Source organism: Achromobacter pestifer, from assembly GCF_013267355.1.
GTDB lineage: Bacteria > Pseudomonadota > Gammaproteobacteria > Burkholderiales > Burkholderiaceae_B > Achromobacter > Achromobacter pestifer_A.
The window spans coordinates 3,667,967-3,686,950 of record NZ_CP053985.1 but is presented as its reverse complement, the minus strand read 5'-3'; the positions used below and the strand labels follow the sequence as shown (position 1 = coordinate 3,686,950).

Genomic DNA, 18,984 nt, shown 5'->3' with positions numbered 1-18,984 from the left:
CTCAAGGGGGCGTCGCTGCGGACCGGCAAAGCCGGCTCCGCGCGACCCCGCTTGGGAAGGTTTTGCCGGATTGTGGTGTTGTGCCTGTTTTGTAAGTCGCGGGTGGTGTGGCAGTGCCACTGTAGAAACTGAAATGGGCGCGGCCTAGCCGCGCCTTCCTCATATCAAAACGACAAGGGGGATCCTGATGCGCATCGGGATAGGCGGCTTTCAGCATGAAACCAATACGTTCGCGCCTTCGCGCGCGGCGTGGGAGGACTTTGCCGAGAAGGGCGGCGGCTGGCCCAAGCTGGTCAGCGGGTCCGCGATGTTCCAGGCGGTGGCGGGCGCCAACATACCGGTAGCGGGCTTTATTGAAGCCATGGGAAGGCACACCTTGCTGCCCACTACCTGGGCGGCGGCCAGCCCCTCGGGGCCGGTCACCAAGGATGCGTTCGAACGCATCAGCGCAATGATCCTGCAGGGGCTGTCGCTGGCGCTGCCGCTGGACGGCGTCTATCTGGATTTGCATGGCGCCATGGTCACGGAACACCTGGATGACGGCGAAGGCGAACTGCTGCGTCGCGTGCGCGAGCTGGTGGGGCCGGACGTGCCCGTCGTGGCCAGCCTGGACCTGCACGCCAACGTCACCCGCGCCATGGTGCGCCACGCCGACGCGCTGGTCTGCTACCGCACCTATCCTCACATCGACATGGCGGAAACCGGGCAGCGCGCAGCCGAACTGCTGTCCTCGCGGCTGGCCGGCATGCCCAGGCCCTGCGTCGCCCTGCGTGCGCTGCCCTACCTGATTTCGCTGTGCTGGCAATCCACCGATATCGAGCCCTCGCGCAGCCTGTACCAGTTGGTGGGTGACATCGAAACACGCGGCGCGCTCAGCCTGTCGTTCGCCACGGGTTTTCCCGCGGCCGACTTCCCCGAGTGCGCCCCCACGGTGTGGGCCTACGGCGCAACCCAGGCCGAAGCCGACGACGCCGCCGACGAAATGGCGCGCGCCGTGCTCAACGCGGAACGCGACTTCGGCGGCAGGCTCTACACCCCGGATGAAGCCGTGCAGGAGGCCATGCGCCTGGCGCACGACGCCAACAAGCCCGTGGTCATCGCCGACGCACAGGACAATCCCGGCGCCGGCGGCAGCTCGGACACCACCGGCGTGCTGCGCGCGCTGATCCGGCACGATGCCCGCGATACCGCCATCGGCCTGATCGTCGATCCCGCGGCCGCGCTGGCTGCTCATCGCGCGGGCGCCGGAAACAAGGTCCGGATTGCATTGGGTGGACACTCGGGTATTCCCGACGATGAACCGCTGGACAGCGAGTTCATCGTCGAGAAAACCTCGGATGGACGCTTCGATACGCACGGCGCCTTCTATCGCGGCTTCCATATGGACCTGGGGCCCAGCGCCTGTCTGCGCATAGGCGGCGTGCGCATCATCGTGGCGTCCAACAAGGTGCAGATGGCCGACCAGGAGATGTTCCGCTTTGCCGGCGTGGAACCGCAACGCGCGGCGATCCTGGTGGTCAAGAGCTCCGCGCACTTCCGCGCGGATTTCACCGACATTGCGGAGAAGATCCTGGTGTGCGCGGCCCCGGGTTCCATGCTGATGGATGCGGCAAAACAACCATGGACACGGTTGCGTCCCGGCATCAGAATGGCGCCTTGCGGACCTGTCTTTTCCGGCAGGCCTGCTACCGCCTGAAGCTCGCACGCCGCCCCCGCGCGGCGGACCAACGACGCAGCGGCGCGATGGCGCCGCTCACTACGCATCAAGGGGAACATTCATGCTGAAGTACGTCCGAGCGGCCGCGCTGGCCGGCGCCACCATGATGATGGCTCACGGCGCCTACGCCGAGACCGTCATCAAGTCGGTGATGCACTCGCCTCTGCGCCTGACCGACCCGCATGCCACCACCGCGTACATCACGACGTGGCACGGCTACATGATTTATGACACCCTGCTGGCCACCGATGCCGACAACAAGATCCAGCCGCAGATGCTGGAAAAGTGGGAAGTCTCGCCCGACGGCAAGACCTACACCATGACCTTGCGCGACGGCCAGAAGTGGCATGACGGCAAGCCGGTGACCTCCGAGGACTGCGTCGCCTCGATCAAGCGCTGGGCCGCCGGCGACGGCATGGGCCGCACACTGCTGAAGTTCACCGACAAGATCGAAGTCATCGACGACAAGAGCTTCCGCATCGTCATGAAGGAACCCACGGACCTGGCGTTGCGCGCCCTGTCCAAGCCCACCGGCACCGCGCCGTTCATGATGCCCAAGCGCATCGCCGAACAGGCCATCGGCCAGCCCATCACCGACATGACCGGCTCGGGTCCGTTCAAGATCGTCGAATTCAAGCCGGGCGTGAAGACTGTCTACGCCAAGAACGCCGACTACGTGCCGCGCAAGGAGCCCGCGAGCGGCCTGGCCGGCGGCAAGGTCGTCAACATCGACAAGGTCGAATGGGACGTCATGCCGGATGCGCTGACCACCGCCAACGCCTTGCTGGGCGGCGAGATCGACTTCGTTGAGCAGTTCCCCTATGACCTGCTGCCGATGATCGAAGGCAACAAGGACCTGAAGGAAGAGTCGCTCAGCCCGGTCGGCTACTTCACGATGTACCGCTTCAACTTCAAGTACCCGCCCTTCAACAACAAGAAGGTGCGCCAGGCCGCGATGTACGCCATCGGCCAGGAAGACGTGATGAAGGCGCTGGTCGGCAATCCGAAGTACTGGAAGACCTGCGCCTCGCTGTGGGGCTGCGGCACGCCGCTGGAAAGCGACATCGGCAAGGACATGGTGGTGCCGTCCAACATCGAGAAGGCCAAGGCGCTGCTGAAGGAAGCGGGCTACGACAACACGCCCATCCTGGTCATGCACGCGACCGATGTCGGCACCCTGTCGGCCCAGCCGGTGGTGATGGCCCAGGCGCTGCGCAAGGCCGGCTTCAACGTCAACCTGGCCGCGATGGACTGGCAGAGCGTGGCCACGCGCCGCGCCTCGAAGGCCGCGCCGGCGGAAGGCGGCTGGAACATCCACAACACCAACTGGTACGCCACCGACGTGATGGACCCGGTCCGCTCCGCCCCGGCCGCGGCCAACGGCGACAACGCCTGGTTCGGCTGGCCCGACTTCCCGCAAATCGAAGAACTGCGCACCAAGATGGCGCTGACCTCCGACCCCGCGGAACAGAAGAAGATCGCCGAGGAAGTGCAGCGCATCGGCATCGATGAAGGCCTGTACGTGCCGCTGGGCCAGATGTCCGTGCCCACCGTCTACTCGACCAAGCTCTCGGGCCTGGTGCATGCGCCGGTGTTCGCGTTCTGGAACGTCAAGAAAGCCCCTTGACGGGCTGCAGTTAGGGGGAAATACATGCTGGCATTTGTCTCACGCCGGCTCCTCGCGACCATCCCCGTTCTGGTGATGGTCGCGGTGGTGGTCTTCGCGATATTGCGTTTCAGCCCGGGAGACCCGGCCATCATCATGGCGGGCGACGGCGCCACGCCCGAGCGTATCGTCCAGATACGCCAGACGATGGGCCTGGACCAACCGGTCATCAAACAGTTCTTCATCTGGGGCGGCAAGCTCCTGCAAGGCGACCTGGGCACTTCGCTCATGTCGGGCGTGCCGGTCACCAAGCTCATCGGGCAGCGGCTGGAGCCTTCGCTGAGCCTGGCGGTGCTGACCCTGGTGTTCACCCTGCTCGTCGCCATTCCGCTGGGCGTGCTGGCCGCGTGGCGGCAAGGCAAGCTGCTGGACCGCGCCGTGATGGGGTTCTCGGTGCTGGGCTTCTCGGTGCCCGTCTTCGTCACGGGGTACCTACTGATCTGGCTCTTCGCCATCAAGCTGGGCTGGTTCAACGTGCAGGGCTACGCGCCGCTGGCCAAGGGCTTCTGGCCTTACCTGCACCGCCTCATCCTGCCGTCGCTGGCCTTGTCCACGGTCTACGTGGCGCTGATTGCGCGCATCACGCGCACCAGCGTCATCGAGGTCATGGGCGAGGACTTCATCCGCACGGCGCGCTCCAAGGGCCTGGGTGAAACCGGCGTGCTGCTGGGCCACGCCCTGCGCAATGCCGCCGTGCCCATCGCCACGGTAGTGGGCCTGGGCATCGCGCTGCTGATCAGCGGCGTGGTCGTGACCGAATCGGTGTTCAACATCCCCGGCCTGGGCCGGCTGGTGGTGGAAGCCGTGCTGGCGCGCGACTACCCGGTCATCCAGGGCCTGACGCTCTTCTTCGCGTTCGTCTACGTGTTCATCAATCTAGTTGTCGATTGCGCCTACACGGTGTTCGACCCGCGGATCAGGTACTAGGGCCTGTTCACACTACATGGAGCCTTGCATGAGTACCCAAAAGAGCGCCTATCAAGGCGCGAAGCGCAGACGTGGCGGGACCACGGCGAGCATTCGCAACGCAGAGAGGTGCTCTTTTGGGTACTCACCCTGCGGGCAGGCCAGCTATCGGGCGTCTGGCGTCGTTGCAGTCACCTTGCGTGGCACAGCCACGCGGCGGCGCCCGCGCCTAGCCAGACGCCCGATAGCTGGCCTGTGCAAGGCTCCATGTAGTGTGAACAGGCCCTAACCATGCAAACGCCTACCGATGCCGCCGCGCAAGCGGCCGCCGATCTCCCTGGAGGCGGCACGCCCCAGGCCACCGCCTGGCGCCAGATCCGCCTGGGACTCAAAAGCTGGCCCGTGATGCTGGCGCTGGTGGTGCTGGTGGCGATCGTCGCCATCGCGCTGTTCGCGCCGCTGCTGGGCACCGTCGACCCCACCCTGCTCAACCCCGGCTCGCGCCTCAAACCGCCCTTCTCCGACTACCTGCTGGGCACCGACGCCTTCGGCCGCGACGTCTGGTCGCGCGTGGCCTATGGCGCCCGCATCTCGCTGATCGCGGGCCTGGGCGCGGCGGTCGTCAGCGTGGCCATCGGGCTGGTCATCGGCGTGATCGCCGGCTGGTTCCGCTCGCTGGACGGGCTGATCATGCGCACCATGGACGCCATCATGGCGATTCCCGGCATCCTGCTGGCGATCGCCCTGGTGTCCGTCACGGGCGCCAGCATCACGACCGTGCTGGTGGCCATCACCATCCCCGAAATCCCGCGGGTGGTGCGGCTGGTGCGCGGCCAGATCCTGACCGTGCGCGGCGAACCCTACGTCGAGGCGGCGCTGGCCCTGGGCACGCCGCTGCCGCTGCTGCTGTGGCGCCACATGGTGCCCAGCACGATCGCGCCGCTGACGGTGCAGGGCACCTACGTGTTCGCGTCCGCCATGCTCACCGAGGCCATCCTGAGCTTCCTGGGCGCGGGCATCCCGCCCGAGATCGCCTCCTGGGGCAACATCATGTCCGAAGGACGCATGTACTTCCGCATGCTGCCCGGGCTGATCCTGTTCCCCGGCCTGTTCCTGTCGCTGACCGTGCTCAGCGTGAACATCCTGGGCGACGCCCTGCGCGACGCGCTGGACCCGAAAATGGTGCGCAGGATCTGATGCCGATGACCTACTCTCCCACTCCCCCCGCGGGCGACACCTCGTCCGCCATCCTGGCCATCCGCAACCTCTCGGTGGAAGTTGCCGGCGCGGGCAACCGCGTCGTGCGCAACCTGAGCCTGGACGTGCACGCCGGCGAAACGGTATGCGTGGTCGGCGAGTCCGGCTCGGGCAAGTCCGTCACCTCGCTGGCCGTCATGGGCCTGCTGCCTCCCGGCGTGCTGGGCGTCAGCGCCGGCTCCATCCGCGTGGAAGGCGAAGACGTGGTCAGCGCGACGCAGCGCCGCCTGCGCGAGATGCGCGCCACCCGCATGGCCATGGTGTTCCAAGAGCCCATGACCGCGCTGAACCCCGTGCATACCGTGGGCAAGCAGGTCGACGAAGTGCTGCGCCTGCACCGCAAGCAGATGTCGGCAGCGGAACGCCGCGCCAAGGTGCTGGACATGTTCCAGTCCGTGCACCTGCCCGACGTCGAGCGCATCTTCGAGGCCTATCCCCACCAATTGTCGGGCGGCCAGCGCCAGCGCATCGTCATCGCGATGGCGCTGATCCTGGAACCCAAGCTGCTGATCGCGGACGAACCGACCACGGCGCTGGACGTCACCACGCAGAAGCAGATCCTGGCGCTCATCAAGGAGCTGCAGGTAAAGCACCAGACCGCCGTGCTGTTCATCACGCACGACTTCGGCGTGGTGGCCGAGATCTCCGACCGCATCGTGGTGATGAACCGCGGCGACCTGATCGAAAGCGGCACGCGCAACGAGATCCTGGCCGAACCCAAGCAGTCCTACACGCGCCGCCTGGTGTCGTCCGTGCCCAGCCTGGTGCCCTCGCGCCGCGAAGCGCCCTCCGGCATGCCGGTGCTGCACGTCAAGGGACTGGGCCGCACCTATGGAACCAAGAGTTCGCTGTTCTCGCGCCAGACGGCGCGCAGCGTGATCGCGGCCACCGACGTCAACCTGACGCTGCGCAAGGGTGAAATCCTGGGCATCGTGGGCGAATCCGGTTCGGGCAAGTCCACCGTGGCGCGCTGCATCGTGCGCCTGATCGAACCCACCGCGGGCCACATGATGATGGGCGGCGAAGACCTCAGCACCCTGTCCGGCTCGGCGCTGCGCCCCGTGCGCCGTCGCATACAGATCGTGTTCCAGGATCCGTACCGTTCGCTGAATCCGCGCCGCACCGTCGGCGAATCCATCATCGAGGGCCTGCTGAACTTCGGCGTGGCCCGCGAGCAGGCATTGAAGCGCGCCGGCGAAACGCTGAGCGTGGTGGGCCTGAGCCCGGACGCGATGCGCCGCTACCCGCACCAGTTCTCCGGCGGCCAGCGCCAGCGCATCTGCATCGCGCGCGCCCTGGTCATGGACCCGGAGATCCTGGTGGCCGACGAGGCCGTGTCCGCCCTGGACGTGTCGGTACAGGCCCAGGTACTGGAACTGCTGGAGCAGGTGCGCCAGCGCACCGGCGTGGGCGTGCTGTTCATCACCCACGACTTGCGCGTTGCCGCGCAGATCTGCGACACCATCATGGTGATGCAGCGCGGCAAGGTCGTCGAGACCGGCTCCGCCGAAACCGTGCTGACCGAACCGCGCCACGAATACACGCGGGCCCTGATCGACGCCGCCCCCGGACGCGACTGGGACTTCCGCAACTTCCGGCCGGTCGCCGCCGGCCTGGGCCACGCCGCCGCGCCCTGAGGCGCGCGCCGCCTGTACACACACTGGAACCGAAATGCCGCAACCGCATGAACTGTCCGCCGTGGAGCTGCTCCAGGCCTACCGCGACAAGACGCTGTCGCCCGTCGAGGTCACCCGTTCGGTGCTGGATCACATCGCGCGCTGGGAACCGCAGCTCAAGGCCACCTACGCCCTGGATCCGGACGGCGCGCTGGCGCAGGCCCGCGCCTCCGAAGCCCGCTGGATGAAGGGTGAACCGCTGGCAACCGGAGGCCACACGCTGGACGGCGTGCCCGCCACCATCAAGGAAAACATCGCCACGCGCGGCGTGCCGGTGCCGCTGGGCACGGCAGCCACGGAACTGAAGCCCGCCGCCGCCGACGCGCCGCCGGCCGCCCGCATGCGCGAAGCCGGCGCCGTGCTGCTGGGCAAGACCACCATGCCCGACTTCGGCATGCTGTCCTCGGGCCTGTCCAGCTTTCACGAACTGACCCGCAACCCCTGGGACCTGTCCAAGAACCCCGGCGGCTCCAGCGCCGGCGCGGGCGCCGCGGCGGCGGCCGGCTACGGCCCGCTGCACATCGGCACCGACATCGGCGGCTCCGTGCGCCTGCCGGCGGCCTGGTGCGGCATCGCCACGCTCAAGCCCAGCCTGGGCCGCATTCCCATCGATCCGCCGTTCATGGGCCGCTGCGCCGGCCCCATGACGCGCACCGTCGCCGACTCGGCGCTCATGATGGGCGTGCTGTCGCAGCCCGACGCGCGCGACCACATGAGCCTGCCCTACCAGGACTTCGACTGGCTGGACCTGGAACTCGACCTGCGCGGCGTGCGCATCGGCCTGCTGATGGACGCGGGCTGCGGCCTGCCCCTGGACCCTGAGATCCGCGCTGCGGTGGAAGCCGCGGCCCGCGCCTTCGAGGCCGCCGGCGCCATCGTGACGCCGATGCGGCCCTGGATGACGCCCGCCATGCTGGAGGGCGTGGACCGCTTCTGGCGCACCCGCTCGGCCATCGACCTGGCGGCCCTGCCGCAAGAGCGCCGCGACAAGATCCTGCCCTTCATCCGCACCTGGGCGGAAAGCGGCGGAGGCCAATCGGGCGAAGCCGTGTTCCGCAGCTACTACGAAACCATGAACGTGCGCGCCAAGACGGTCGCGGCCTGCGCGCCCTACGACTACGTGCTCTCGCCCGTGGCCCCGGTGGTCGCCTACAACGCCGAATGGCCGTCGCCGACCAACGAAGTCGCGACCACCATGCACCACATCGGCTACACGCTCCCCTACAACATGAGCGAGCAGCCCGCGGCATCCGTCAATTGCGGCTACACCAAGGCGGGCCTGCCGATCGGCCTGCAGATCGCCGGCGCGCGCTTCGACGACCTGGGCGTGCTGCGCATCGCGCGCGCCTGGGAAACCATGCGGCCCGAGCAACACCCCTGGCCCCAGCCTCCCCAGGCCGCCTGAACCATCCTCAACAGCAAACCCACAGGAATTCCCATGCGTTGGCTTTTGGCAATGATCAAGCACGAGACGAATACGTTTTCGCCCGTGCCCACTCCGCTTGAACGCTTCTTCCGCGGCAATCCCGAGGTCCTGGCCGGCGAACGCGCCATCAAGGCCTACGAGAACACCGACAGCGGCCTGGGCGGCTATATCGAAGTGGCGCGCCGCGAAGGCGCCGAAATCGTCGTGCCCGTGGCGGCCGAGTCCTGGCCCAGCGGCCCCGCCAGCGCCGAAACCCACGAACGGCTGTGCAAGCTGGTCCTGGACGAGGTCCAGCGCGGCGGCTACGACGCCATCCTGCTGGACCTGCACGGCGCCATGGTCGCCGAGGGCGTGGAGGATGCCGAAGGCGACCTGCTGCGCCGCCTGCGCGAGATCGATCCGCATACGCCCGTGGCGGTGACGCTGGACATGCATGCCAACGTCTATGACGACATCGTCAAGAACGCCACGGTCATCAGCGGCTTCCACACCTATCCGCACGTGGACATCCGCGCCGCGGGCCTGCGCGCCGCGAACGTGATCGCGCGCACCCTGAAGGGCGAGATCAAGCCCGTCATGTCCTGGGCCAACAAGCCCATGCTGCCGCACATCATGTGCCAGGGCACCCATGCCGCGCCCAACAAGCCGCTGCAGGAACGCTGCAAGGAACTGGAAGCCGGCGGCGTGCTGGCCGCCTCGGTCTTCGTGGGATTCCCGCACGCCGACATCCGCGAAGCCGGCCTGAGCGCCGTGGTCTGTACCGACGGCAATCTGGCCGAGGCGCAGCGCCACCGCGATGAACTGCTGGATCGCGCCTGGAGCGACCGCGCCGACTGGGTGTTCCAGCCGGAACCGCTGGCTCCCACCATCGCGCGCGCCAAGGCCATCGAACAAGGCCCGGTCGTGCTGCTGGACCACTACGACAACACCGGTTCCGGCGGCACCATGGACACCACCGCCGTGCTGGCCGAGGTGCTGCGCCAGGAACTGGAGAACGTGGTTTTCTACGCCATCTGCGACCCGGAGGCGGCACAGCAGGCGGCGGCCGCGGGCGTGGGGCAGACCATCACGATCAAGCTTGGCGGCAAGATGGCCATGCCCGCCATCAAGGAGCCCAGCGAACCGCTGGAAGTTACCGGCCGCGTCAAACTGGTGTTCGACGGCGTCTATCTGAACCGCGGACCGATGTACCGTGGCGTGCGCAACGACACCGGCCTGACGGTCGTGATCGACACGGGCCGCGTGGAAATCGTGGTGGTGTCCCGCCACCAGGAGCCCTTCGACATCAATTGCCTGCTGTCGGCCGGCATCGATCCGCTGCAAAAGCGCTACGTCGTGCTCAAGAGCCGAGTCCACTGGCGCGCGGGCTTCTCCGACATGGCGACACAGGTCATCGAATGCACCGGCGTGGGGGTTACCACCTCGGACTACGGCCAGCTTGAATTCAAGCACGTGCGCCGTCCGATCTATCCCCTGGACCCGATGTAATCTCCGGTCGCGGTATTTAGTCCTGAAAAGCCGGCGCGAACGCGCCGGCTTTCATTTTGAAATCTTCTGTAACGGTGGGCGTGGTCACATGACCATCGGCCTCGGTATACTCGCCGCGGGCCTTACAAGCCGATGAATACGTGTATTCCGATGGCGGACGCCAATAACAGGGTCCGGCGGCCAGAAGCAGCCGCGTGTCACCGGATATGACTCGATAATCAACGATACAAGCAGAACGATGAAAAAGAGCGTAGCGATCACCCTGGGCGTGGTCATAGTGGGAGCGGGAAGCTGGGTCGGGGCCACGTGGTACACCGGCAAGCGCATCGAGGAAAGCTCGCAGCGCCATCTGGCGGAAGCCAACGAAAAACTGGCCAAGATCACGCCTCTGTTCGGTCTGCGCATCGATCAGCTGAAGTACGAGCGCGGCCTGTTCTCGACGCAGGCGCGTTATGGCGTGTCGCTGGTCAAGGGCGACAAGATCGCCGAAGACCTGCCCAAAGGCATGATCGAGTTCGACGCATCCATCGAACACGGTCCCTTCCCCAAGAGCGCCCTGGCGCGCGGCGCCATCGCGCCCAAGCTGGCGTTCACGCACGCCGAGCTCGCCAAGACCGACAACATCAAGGAACTGTTCGAGCTGACCAAGGGCGTGGTGCCCCTGAGCGCGGACACGATCATCAATTTCGGCGGCTTCGCCACCTCGACCGCCAATATCGCCCCCGTGCAGATCACGCACGAAGGCAACGCCGTCAACTTCAGCGGCATGGCGATCAACGGCACCTTCGACCGCGCGCAGCAAGCCGTCACGGCGCACGCCCTGATGGAAACGCTGTCGGTGGATGGCGAAAAATCGGACGACCCCATCAAGATGTTGGTGTCCGGCCTGACGATGGACGTCAACAGCCGCATGGGCAAGTTCGGCCTGTCCATTGGCGACTCCAGCGTCAAGCTCAAGCGCATCGACGTCACCCGCCCCGGTGACGACGTCAAGGTCTCGCTGGACAACCTGGGCTATGGCGTCAAGCTGGCCGAAGACGACAAGAACGTCAACGTCGAAGCCACCTACCAGACCGGCAACATCACGTTCAACGACGTGGCCCTGGGCAACGGCCAGGCTGTGATCAAGCTCGCCAAGCTGGACGGCGCCGCCATCAAGCAGCTGTCGGACACCTACAACCAGATCGTGCGCCAGTACATGCTGGGCGCCAGCGACGAAGGCCTGAAGGACGAACAGTTCGACGCCGTGCTGGAAAATGCCGGCAAGCTGCTCAACGGCAACCCCACGTTCAGCATCGACCCGATCAGCTGGAAGACCGACAAGGGCGAAAGCAAGCTGACCTTCGCCCTGGACCTGACCAATCCGCCCAACGTCAAGGATCTGACGCCACAGGAGATCATGGTCAAGGCCATCAAGCAGATCGATGCGACCCTGGTTATCTCCAAGCCCATGGTGCGCGACCTGATCGTGCAGTACGCCGTCAAGAAGCAAGGCTTGACCGCGGAAAAAGCTGCCGAGGAAGCCGACGACCAGATGCGCTCGATGTCCGGCATGGCTGAAATGCTCAACGTCGGCAAGAACGACGGCGACAACATCATCGGCAAGTTCCACTTCGCCGATGGCATGGGCGACCTGAACGGCCAGAAGATCCCCGCCGACGAACTGTTCGCGGGCCTGCTGGGCGCGACCGGCATGGACGACGACATGGACGGCATGGAAGAGGAAGGCGAACCGGCCGAAGGCACGGAACTGGCCGCAGCCTCCGACACCGCGTCCGCGGCCGGCTACATGCAGGACTTCGACCTGGACACCGTGACGACCATGCTGGACGACATGGTCTACAACCCCCGCAAGCAGGATGGCGACGAGGGTCCCGTCCTGATCCTGGATCCCCGCGACACGGGCGCCAGCGAGCTGCGCGTCGACTTCCTGTGCAACGACTTCACCGAGAAGTGCCATGACCTGGTCGTGACCGCGACCTACAGCAGCAAGAAGCCGGTCTCGCTCAAGGCCATCAATGCCTGGAACCAGGAATACCGCTGGACGCGCGCCTACCTGGACGACAAGAACCGGGCCGTGCTGCAGATGGACATGAACTCGGAAGGCGGCATCGGCAAGGAAAACCTGCAGATCATGCTGAACACGTTCTTCAGCATCGCCGAAGACTTCTCCGTGGCCAGCAAGGCCGCGCCGGCGAAGTAAGCCTCGGCCGAAGCAAGACGAAAAAATCCCCCATCTTTTCGGATGGGGGATTTTTTTTGCCGCCGGGCCGCGCCGACTGCGCTTATGCGTAGGCTTCGATCGGCAGGCAGGCGCACACCAGGTTGCGGTCACCGTAGGCGTTGTCCACGCGGGCAACCGGCGGCCAGTACTTGGCGTCGCGCAACGAAGCCACCGGATAGGCGGCCTGCTGGCGCGGATAGTCGTGCAGCCATTCCTCGGCCAGCAGCATCTGCGCGGTGTGCGGCGCGTTCTTCAGGACGTTGTCCTCGGCATCGCGCTCGCCGCGCTCGACTTGGGCGATTTCCTCGCGGATCGAGATCATCGCGTCGATGAAACGATCCAGTTCGGCGACGCCTTCCGATTCGGTCGGCTCGACCATCAGCGTGCCGGCCACCGGGAAGCTCATGGTGGGCGCATGGAAGCCGTAGTCCATCAGGCGCTTGGCGATGTCTTCGGCGCTGATGCCGCTGGTTTCCTTGAGCGGACGCACATCGAGAATGCACTCGTGCGCCACGCGGCCATTGCGGCCCGCGTACAGGACCGGATAGTGGTCGCGCAGGCGGGTGGCGATGTAGTTGGCGTTCAGGATGGCGACTTCGGTGGCGCGGCGCAGGCCGTCGGCGCCCATCAGCGAGATGTACACGAACGGGATCGGCAGGATGCCTGCCGAGCCGAACGGCGCGGCCGAGACCGGACCGACCTTGGCGTCGCCAGGCAGCTTGCCCTGTTCGTTCACCACGCCAGGCAGGTAAGGCGCCAGGTGCGCGCGCACCGCCACCGGACCCACGCCGGGACCGCCGCCGCCGTGCGGGATGCAGAAGGTCTTGTGCAGGTTCAGGTGGGACACGTCCGAACCGAACTTGCCCGGCTGGGCCACGCCCACCATCGCATTCATGTTGGCGCCGTCCAGGTAGACCTGGCCGCCGGCCTGGTGCACCAGATCGCAGATCTCGGTGACAGCTTCCTCGAACACGCCGTGGGTGGACGGATACGTGATCATCAGCGCGGCCAGCTTGTCGCCGACCTGCTCGATCTTGGCGCGCAGATCGGCCAGATCGACGTTGCCGTTGGAATCGGAAGCCACCACCACCACGTCCATGCCGGCCAGTTGCGCCGAGGCCGGGTTGGTGCCGTGCGCGGACGACGGGATCAGGCAGATGTTGCGCTGATGCTGGCCGTTGGCCTGGTGGTAGCCGCGGATGGCCAACAGGCCGGCGTACTCGCCCTGCGCGCCCGAGTTGGGCTGCAGGCTGATGTTGTCGTAGCCGGTGATCTCGCACAGCGCCGCCGACAGGCGGTCGATCAGTTCGTTGTAGCCCTGGCTTTGCGAAGCCGGTGCGAACGGGTGGATCAGCGCGAACTCGGGCCAGGTGATGGGGATCATCTCGGCGGTGGCGTTGAGCTTCATGGTGCACGAACCCAGCGGGATCATGGTGCGGTCCAGCGCCAGGTCCTTGTCGGCCAGCTTGCGCAGGTAGCGCAGCATGTCGGTTTCAGACTGCACGCTGGAGAACACCGGATGCGTCAGGATCGCGCTTTCGCGCGCCACGCCGGCGGGAATGCCGCTGGCGGCGGCCGCGTCCAGCGCGTCGATGTCGAGTTCGACGTCGTCGCGCTCCAGGCCGGCGGCGAAGACGTTGACCAGCGCCTGCAGGTCAGCGACGGTGACGGTCTCGTCCAGCGAAACCGCCAGGCGGGCGCCGTCGACGCGGCGCAGGTTGATGTGCGCGCAATCGGCCGCGGTCAGGATGGCCGGGGTGGCCGCGCCGGTTTCCAGCAGCAGCGTATCGAAGAAGGTGTCGTTGGCGACCTTCACGCCCAGCTTGACCAGCTCGGCACGCAGGATGGCGGTGCTGCGCTGCACGCGCTCGGCGATGCGGCGGATGCCGGCCGGGCCGTGCCACACGGCGTACATGCCGGCCATCACGGCCAGCAGCACTTGCGCGGTGCAGATGTTGGAAGTGGCTTTCTCGCGGCGGATGTGCTGTTCGCGCGTCTGCAGCGCCAGGCGCATCGCCGGATTGCCCTGCGCGTCCTTGGACACGCCGACCAGGCGGCCGGCCATGTTGCGCTTGAAGGCGTCCTTGCAGGCCATGAAGCCGGCATGCGGGCCGCCGAAACCGAACGGCACGCCGAAGCGCTGGGCCGAACCGATGGCGATGTCCGCGCCCCATTCGCCGGGCGCGGCCAGCAGGGCCAGCGCCAGCAGGTCGGTCGCGACGGCCACGATGGCGCCTTGCGCGTGCGCGGCCTCGGCCAGCTTGCGGTAGTCGGCCACCGAGCCGGTGCTGTGCGGATACTGCAGCAGCACGCCGAAGCACTCCGGCAGGCCCTCGGCCTCGTCGCCGATGGCGATCTCGATGTCCAGGCCTTCGGCGCGCGTGCGCACGACTTCGATGGTCTGGGGATGCACGTGGCGCGAAATGAAGAACACCGGGCTCTTCGACTTGGCGCTGCGGCGCGCCAGCGTCATGGCTTCGGCGGCGGCGGTGCTTTCATCCAGCAGCGAGGCGTTGGAGATGTCCAGCCCGGTCAGGTCGGCGACCATGGTCTGGTAGTTCAGCAGGGCTTCGAGGCGGCCCTGGGAGATCTCGGGCTGGTAAGGCGTGTAGGCCGTGTACCAGGCGGGATTCTCAAGAATGTTGCGCAACACCACGTTGGGCGTCTGCGTGCCGTAGTACCCCTGGCCGATGTAGTTGCGGTAGACCTTGTTGCGGCCGGCGATCTGCTTCAGTTCGGCCAGCACGTCGGTTTCGCTGCGCGAGGCGGGCAGCGCCAGCGGGGCCTGGCTGCGGATCTTGGGCGGCACGACTTCCTCGAGCAGGGCGTCCAGGCTGGCGCTGCCGATGACGGCGAGCATGGCGGCCTGGTCGGCGTCGGAAGGGCCGATGTGGCGGGGGATGAAGTCGGTATGGGTGTCTAGGGCGCGCGACATGGAGAGGTCTCGGGATAGCGGGTGTCGTCGGAGGACGGACGGTATTGCATCTTGCGGATCGGGCGCGGAGCTAGTGCTTGCGCGCCCGGTCCGGACCAGCGGCTTAGCCGTTGGCGACGGCTTCGTAGCCGGCGGCGTCGAGCAGCTTGTCGGCGTCGGCGGCATTGACCGGCTTGATCTTGAAGATCCAGGCGGTGAAAGCCGATTCGTTGATCAGGTTGGGGTTGTTTTCCAGTTCTTCGTTGAACGCGACGATCTCGCCGGCCACGGGCGCGTAGATGTCGGAAGCGGCCTTGACCGACTCGACCACGCCAGCGGTCTCACCGGCGTTCAGCTTGGCGCCGACCTTCACGTCGCCGACGAAGACCAGGTCGCCCAATTGGTCCTGGGCGGTATCGGTGATGCCGACGACGAACACGTCGCCTTCGGCTTTGACCCATTCATGGGACTCGGTGTACTTGCGATCGGTGGGCAGACTCATGGGAACTCCTGAGGGAATGCGGGTAGATGAATGGTGTTGCGCGCCTCGCGCGGGCGGCCATCGCCCCAGGGGCCGGCGGCTCGCGCGAAGCTTCGAGTTTACGAGTGTTCGACCGCTTTGCCGTTACGCACGAACGGCAATTTGCAGGCCAGGGCGGGCACCCATTTGCCGCGGATGTCGACTTCGACCGTGTCGCCCGGCTTGACGCCTTGCGGCAGGCGGGCGAAGCCGATCGACACGCCCAGCGTGGGCGACATGGTGCCGCTGGTGAGCTCGCCCATGCCATCCTTGGTGCGCACGGCCATGTGCGCGCGCATGACGCCGCGCTCTTGCAGCTTCAGGCCGATAAAGCTGGCCGGGGTGGCGAATTGTTCCAGGGCGTCGCGGCCGATGAAACGGCGCTCGGCGTTCTTCAGGGACACGGTCCAGGTCAGGCCGGCCTGGTCGGGCTGGGTCAGCTCGTCCATGTCCTGGCCGTAGAGGTTCATGCCGGCTTCCAGGCGCAGCGTGTCGCGCGCGCCCAGGCCGCAAGGGCGCACGCCTTGGGCAACCAGATCGCGCCACAGCTGCACCACCTCGGCGGCGGGCAGCACGATTTCAAAACCGTCTTCACCGGTGTAGCCGGTGCGGGCCACCAGGGTGTCGTCGCCCACGCGGGCGGCCACGAAAGGGGTCAGCGGTTCGCTGGCGGCCTGCCAGGCCGGGCGCGCGGCCCAGACCTTGGCGCGGGCGTTCGGCCCCTGCACCGCCACCATGGCCAGGTCGCGGCGCGGGGTGATGGCGACGTCGAACTGGCCGGCCTGCTTGACGCGCTGCATCCAGGCGACGTCCTTGTCGGCCGTGCCGGCGTTGACCACCACGCGCCATTCGTCGGCGGCGAAGAAATAGATGATCAGATCGTCGATCACGCCGCCCTGCGGATTCAGCATGCAGCTGTACAGCGCCTTGCCGGGCACGGTCAGCTTGGACACGTCGTTGGCGACCAGGCGTTGCAGGAACGCAAAAGCGTCCGGGCCGGCGACGTCGACGTTCAGCATGTGCGACACGTCGAACATGCCGGCGTCCTGGCGCACGACATGGTGCTCTTCCAGCTGCGAACCGTAGGCCAGCGGCATGTCCCAGCCGCCGAAGTCGACCATGCGGGCGCCAGAGGCGACGTGTTCTTCGGCCAGCGGGGTGCGTTTGAGGGTTGCGGACATGCGCGGAAACTCCGGGACGGCAGTGTTGCCAGGGTTACGGAATGCCGGTGGCGCCAAGCGGACTGCGCTGGCACAACGGCTGAATCTTCCGCCCCTCTGTCCTTTTGCCTGAGAGTTGCCCCGCGTGGCGGGTTTGCACCTTCGGCGCCTGGGCTGCTCGCTATGTCCCTAGTTCAGGGGCGGCGCCAGGTCTCTCCAGAGTACTGTTTTGCCGCGTCCATGCGGTAAGAAAACCGGGACGGGGCAAGCATGGGCGGTATGGGTTACCTGAGCGATTCTGGGCGAATTGCGCCTTCGGCGGCGGCCGGACATACAGGCCGCTCTCTCCCGCAACATGCGTGACAGCGCCGAAAGCATACAACGAAAGCCGCGGCCAGGGAATGCCTGCGGCGGCCTCAACCCAGCGCCGTGTCCAGCAGCATCATGAGCACGAAGCCCAACATCAGCCCGCAAGTCGCGTAGACCTCATGCCCCTTGCGGTGCGATTCCGGGATGATCTCGTGACTGATCACGAACAGCATGGCGCCCGCGGCGAAACCCAGGCCCCAGGGCAAGAGCGGCTCGGACCAACCCACCACCGCGGCGCCCAGCACCGCGCCCAGCGGCTCGACCAAGCCGGACAGCATGCCCAGCGCCACGGCGAACGCGCGCTGGTAGCCCGCCGCCAGCAGCGCCACCGCCACCACCAGCCCCTCGGGGACGTCCTGGATCGCAATGCCAGTAGCCAGCGCGGTGCCGCGCATGGCGTCGTTGCCCGCATAGCCCACGCCGATGGCCAGGCCCTCGGGCAGGTTGTGCAGGGTGATGGCGAAGACGAACAGCCAAGTGCGGCGCAGGCGGTGCGCCTCGATCCCTTCCCTGCCCTTGATGAAATGCTCGTGCGGCAGGGTGCGGTCCATCAGCAGCAGCACGGCCGCCCCCAGCAGCACGGCGGCGCCCACCGTCAGCCCTGCGCCCCAGGGACCGTAGCCCAGGTCGCGGCCCGCCGCGATGCCCGGCGCCACCAGCGAAAAAGCGCTGGCCGCCAGCATGACGCCGGCCCCGAAGCCGAACATGCTGTCCTGCATTTTTTGCGGAATGCTGCGGGCGAACAGGATGGGCAGGGTGCCCAGCGCCGTGGCGGCTGCCGCCACCAGCCCGCCCAGCAGGGCATCGGCCACGTGCGGCGCGCGCACGTCCAGATAGGCCCACAGCTGGTGCAGGCCCAGGCAGGCCACCAATACGGCCAGGGTCCACACGCTGATGCTGGTGGCTGCTGGCCGCACGCGATGACGGCTGAAGGTATTCATGTGCCGCTGCCCTCCTTGCCAGGGATGCGCTCAGCGCTGCGTCGCCGCGTAACGGCGCGCCACTTCAGGCCAGTTCACAACATTGTAAAAGGCGCCGATGTACTCGGGCCTGCGGTTCTGGTACTTAAGGTAGTAGGCGTGCTCCCACACGTCCAGCCCCAGGATGGGCGTGTTGCCATGCATCAGCGGGCTGTCCTGGTTGGCGCTGCTTTCCACCGTGAGCTTGCCGGCCGGCGTGACCGAAAGCCAGGCCCAACCGCTGCCGAAGCGGGTCAGCGCGGCCTTGGTGAAGGCGTCGCGGAATGCGGCTTGCCCGCCCAGCTCGGCTTCGATGGCCGCCGCCAGCGCGCCGTCCGGCTCGCCCCCGCCCTCGGGCGACATGACCGACCAGAACAGGCTGTGGTTCGCATGGCCACCGCCATGGTTGCGCACGGCGCCGCGGACGGTTTCGGGCAACTGCTCCAGCCGCGCCACCAGGGACTCGACCGGCTCATTGGTGACGATGCCCGCGCCTTCCAGCGCGGCGTTCAGGCTGTTGACGTAGGTCTGATGGTGCTTGCTGTAGTGGATCTCCATCGTCATCGCGTCGATGTGGGGTTCCAGCGCATCGTAGGCGTACGGCAGGGGCGGAAGGGTGTAAGCCATGCATGTCTCCGTGAGATCCGCCCCCTTGTTCGAGGCTAGATCAATATCGAAAACATAAATGATAAGTATTTTTAT

The 18,984-nt window shown here is 66.7% G+C and carries 13 protein-coding genes and 2 riboswitches; of the genes, 8 read left to right on the top strand and 5 right to left on the bottom strand.

Going from position 1 to position 18,984, the window contains the following annotated elements; translation table 11 throughout:
* The first annotated feature begins 187 nt into the window (after positions 1-187).
* The 8 genes from FOC84_RS17660 (at position 188) to FOC84_RS17625 (ending at position 12,339) form a co-directional block, all read left to right on the top strand.
* Positions 188-1,696 (top strand): M81 family metallopeptidase, encoded by a 1,509-nt coding sequence (locus tag FOC84_RS17660; protein ID WP_173145570.1) that lies wholly within the window; start codon positions 188-190, stop codon positions 1,694-1,696.
* 82 nt (positions 1,697-1,778) lie between these two features.
* Positions 1,779-3,344: an ABC transporter substrate-binding protein gene (locus FOC84_RS17655; protein WP_173145569.1), complete on the top strand. Its 1,566-nt coding sequence runs from the start codon at positions 1,779-1,781 to the stop codon at positions 3,342-3,344.
* A 24-nt stretch (positions 3,345-3,368) separates the two neighbouring features.
* Entirely contained in the window at positions 3,369-4,310 is a 942-nt protein-coding gene (locus tag FOC84_RS17650; protein WP_054451986.1) for an ABC transporter permease, read from the top strand.
* 270 nt (positions 4,311-4,580) lie between these two features.
* Complete coding sequence (locus tag FOC84_RS17645; RefSeq protein ID WP_173145568.1) at positions 4,581-5,486, top strand: ABC transporter permease; 906 nt, start codon at positions 4,581-4,583, stop codon at positions 5,484-5,486.
* Between the two features lie 5 nt (positions 5,487-5,491).
* Positions 5,492-7,183, top strand: a complete 1,692-nt coding sequence (locus FOC84_RS17640) for an ABC transporter ATP-binding protein (RefSeq protein WP_173145567.1) — start codon at positions 5,492-5,494, stop codon at positions 7,181-7,183.
* 34 nt (positions 7,184-7,217) lie between these two features.
* On the top strand, positions 7,218-8,627 hold the full coding sequence (locus FOC84_RS17635) for an amidase (protein ID WP_173145566.1): 1,410 nt from the start codon (positions 7,218-7,220) through the stop codon (positions 8,625-8,627).
* 33 nt (positions 8,628-8,660) lie between these two features.
* A complete protein-coding gene (locus FOC84_RS17630; protein ID WP_173145565.1) occupies positions 8,661-10,136 on the top strand; it encodes a M81 family metallopeptidase in 1,476 nt (491 codons plus the stop codon).
* A gap of 238 nt (positions 10,137-10,374) precedes the next feature.
* The gene (locus FOC84_RS17625; protein ID WP_173145564.1) at positions 10,375-12,339 is read left to right on the top strand and encodes a DUF945 family protein; all 1,965 of its coding nucleotides are present in this window, start codon (positions 10,375-10,377) and stop codon (positions 12,337-12,339) included.
* Positions 12,340-12,421: 82 nt separating this feature from the next.
* Here FOC84_RS17625 and gcvP read toward each other — a convergent pair whose 3' ends face one another.
* The 5 genes from gcvP to FOC84_RS17600 all read right to left on the bottom strand — a co-directional run bounded on the left by gcvP (position 12,422) and on the right by FOC84_RS17600 (position 18,909).
* The gene (gene gcvP, locus FOC84_RS17620; protein WP_173145563.1) at positions 12,422-15,295 is read right to left on the bottom strand and encodes an aminomethyl-transferring glycine dehydrogenase; all 2,874 of its coding nucleotides are present in this window, start codon (positions 15,293-15,295) and stop codon (positions 12,422-12,424) included.
* 103 nt (positions 15,296-15,398) lie between these two features.
* Positions 15,399-15,776: a glycine cleavage system protein GcvH gene (gcvH, locus tag FOC84_RS17615; RefSeq protein WP_042795177.1), complete on the bottom strand. Its 378-nt coding sequence runs from the start codon at positions 15,774-15,776 to the stop codon at positions 15,399-15,401.
* 98 nt (positions 15,777-15,874) lie between these two features.
* Positions 15,875-16,975 (bottom strand): glycine cleavage system aminomethyltransferase GcvT, encoded by a 1,101-nt coding sequence (gcvT, locus tag FOC84_RS17610; protein WP_173145562.1) that lies wholly within the window; start codon positions 16,973-16,975, stop codon positions 15,875-15,877.
* Between the two features lie 86 nt (positions 16,976-17,061).
* A riboswitch (glycine riboswitch) is annotated at positions 17,062-17,184 on the bottom strand.
* Between the two features lie 35 nt (positions 17,185-17,219).
* Positions 17,220-17,315, bottom strand: a riboswitch (glycine riboswitch).
* 55 nt (positions 17,316-17,370) lie between these two features.
* On the bottom strand, positions 17,371-18,264 hold the full coding sequence (locus FOC84_RS17605) for a ZIP family metal transporter (protein WP_173145561.1): 894 nt from the start codon (positions 18,262-18,264) through the stop codon (positions 17,371-17,373).
* A 30-nt stretch (positions 18,265-18,294) separates the two neighbouring features.
* The gene (locus FOC84_RS17600; RefSeq protein WP_173145560.1) at positions 18,295-18,909 is read right to left on the bottom strand and encodes a superoxide dismutase; all 615 of its coding nucleotides are present in this window, start codon (positions 18,907-18,909) and stop codon (positions 18,295-18,297) included.
* Between the last annotated feature and the right edge of the window lie 75 nt (positions 18,910-18,984).

Coding starts and splice junctions, on each gene's coding strand:
- FOC84_RS17660 (WP_173145570.1), top strand. CDS start 188: ATGCGCATCGGGATAGGCGGCTTTCAGCATGAAACCAATACGTTCGCG.
- FOC84_RS17655 (WP_173145569.1), top strand. CDS start 1,779: ATGCTGAAGTACGTCCGAGCGGCCGCGCTGGCCGGCGCCACCATGATG.
- FOC84_RS17650 (WP_054451986.1), top strand. CDS start 3,369: ATGCTGGCATTTGTCTCACGCCGGCTCCTCGCGACCATCCCCGTTCTG.
- FOC84_RS17645 (WP_173145568.1), top strand. CDS start 4,581: ATGCAAACGCCTACCGATGCCGCCGCGCAAGCGGCCGCCGATCTCCCT.
- FOC84_RS17640 (WP_173145567.1), top strand. CDS start 5,492: ATGACCTACTCTCCCACTCCCCCCGCGGGCGACACCTCGTCCGCCATC.
- FOC84_RS17635 (WP_173145566.1), top strand. CDS start 7,218: ATGCCGCAACCGCATGAACTGTCCGCCGTGGAGCTGCTCCAGGCCTAC.
- FOC84_RS17630 (WP_173145565.1), top strand. CDS start 8,661: ATGCGTTGGCTTTTGGCAATGATCAAGCACGAGACGAATACGTTTTCG.
- FOC84_RS17625 (WP_173145564.1), top strand. CDS start 10,375: ATGAAAAAGAGCGTAGCGATCACCCTGGGCGTGGTCATAGTGGGAGCG.
- gcvP (WP_173145563.1), bottom strand. CDS start 15,295: ATGTCGCGCGCCCTAGACACCCATACCGACTTCATCCCCCGCCACATC.
- gcvH (WP_042795177.1), bottom strand. CDS start 15,776: ATGAGTCTGCCCACCGATCGCAAGTACACCGAGTCCCATGAATGGGTC.
- gcvT (WP_173145562.1), bottom strand. CDS start 16,975: ATGTCCGCAACCCTCAAACGCACCCCGCTGGCCGAAGAACACGTCGCC.
- FOC84_RS17605 (WP_173145561.1), bottom strand. CDS start 18,264: ATGAATACCTTCAGCCGTCATCGCGTGCGGCCAGCAGCCACCAGCATC.
- FOC84_RS17600 (WP_173145560.1), bottom strand. CDS start 18,909: ATGGCTTACACCCTTCCGCCCCTGCCGTACGCCTACGATGCGCTGGAA.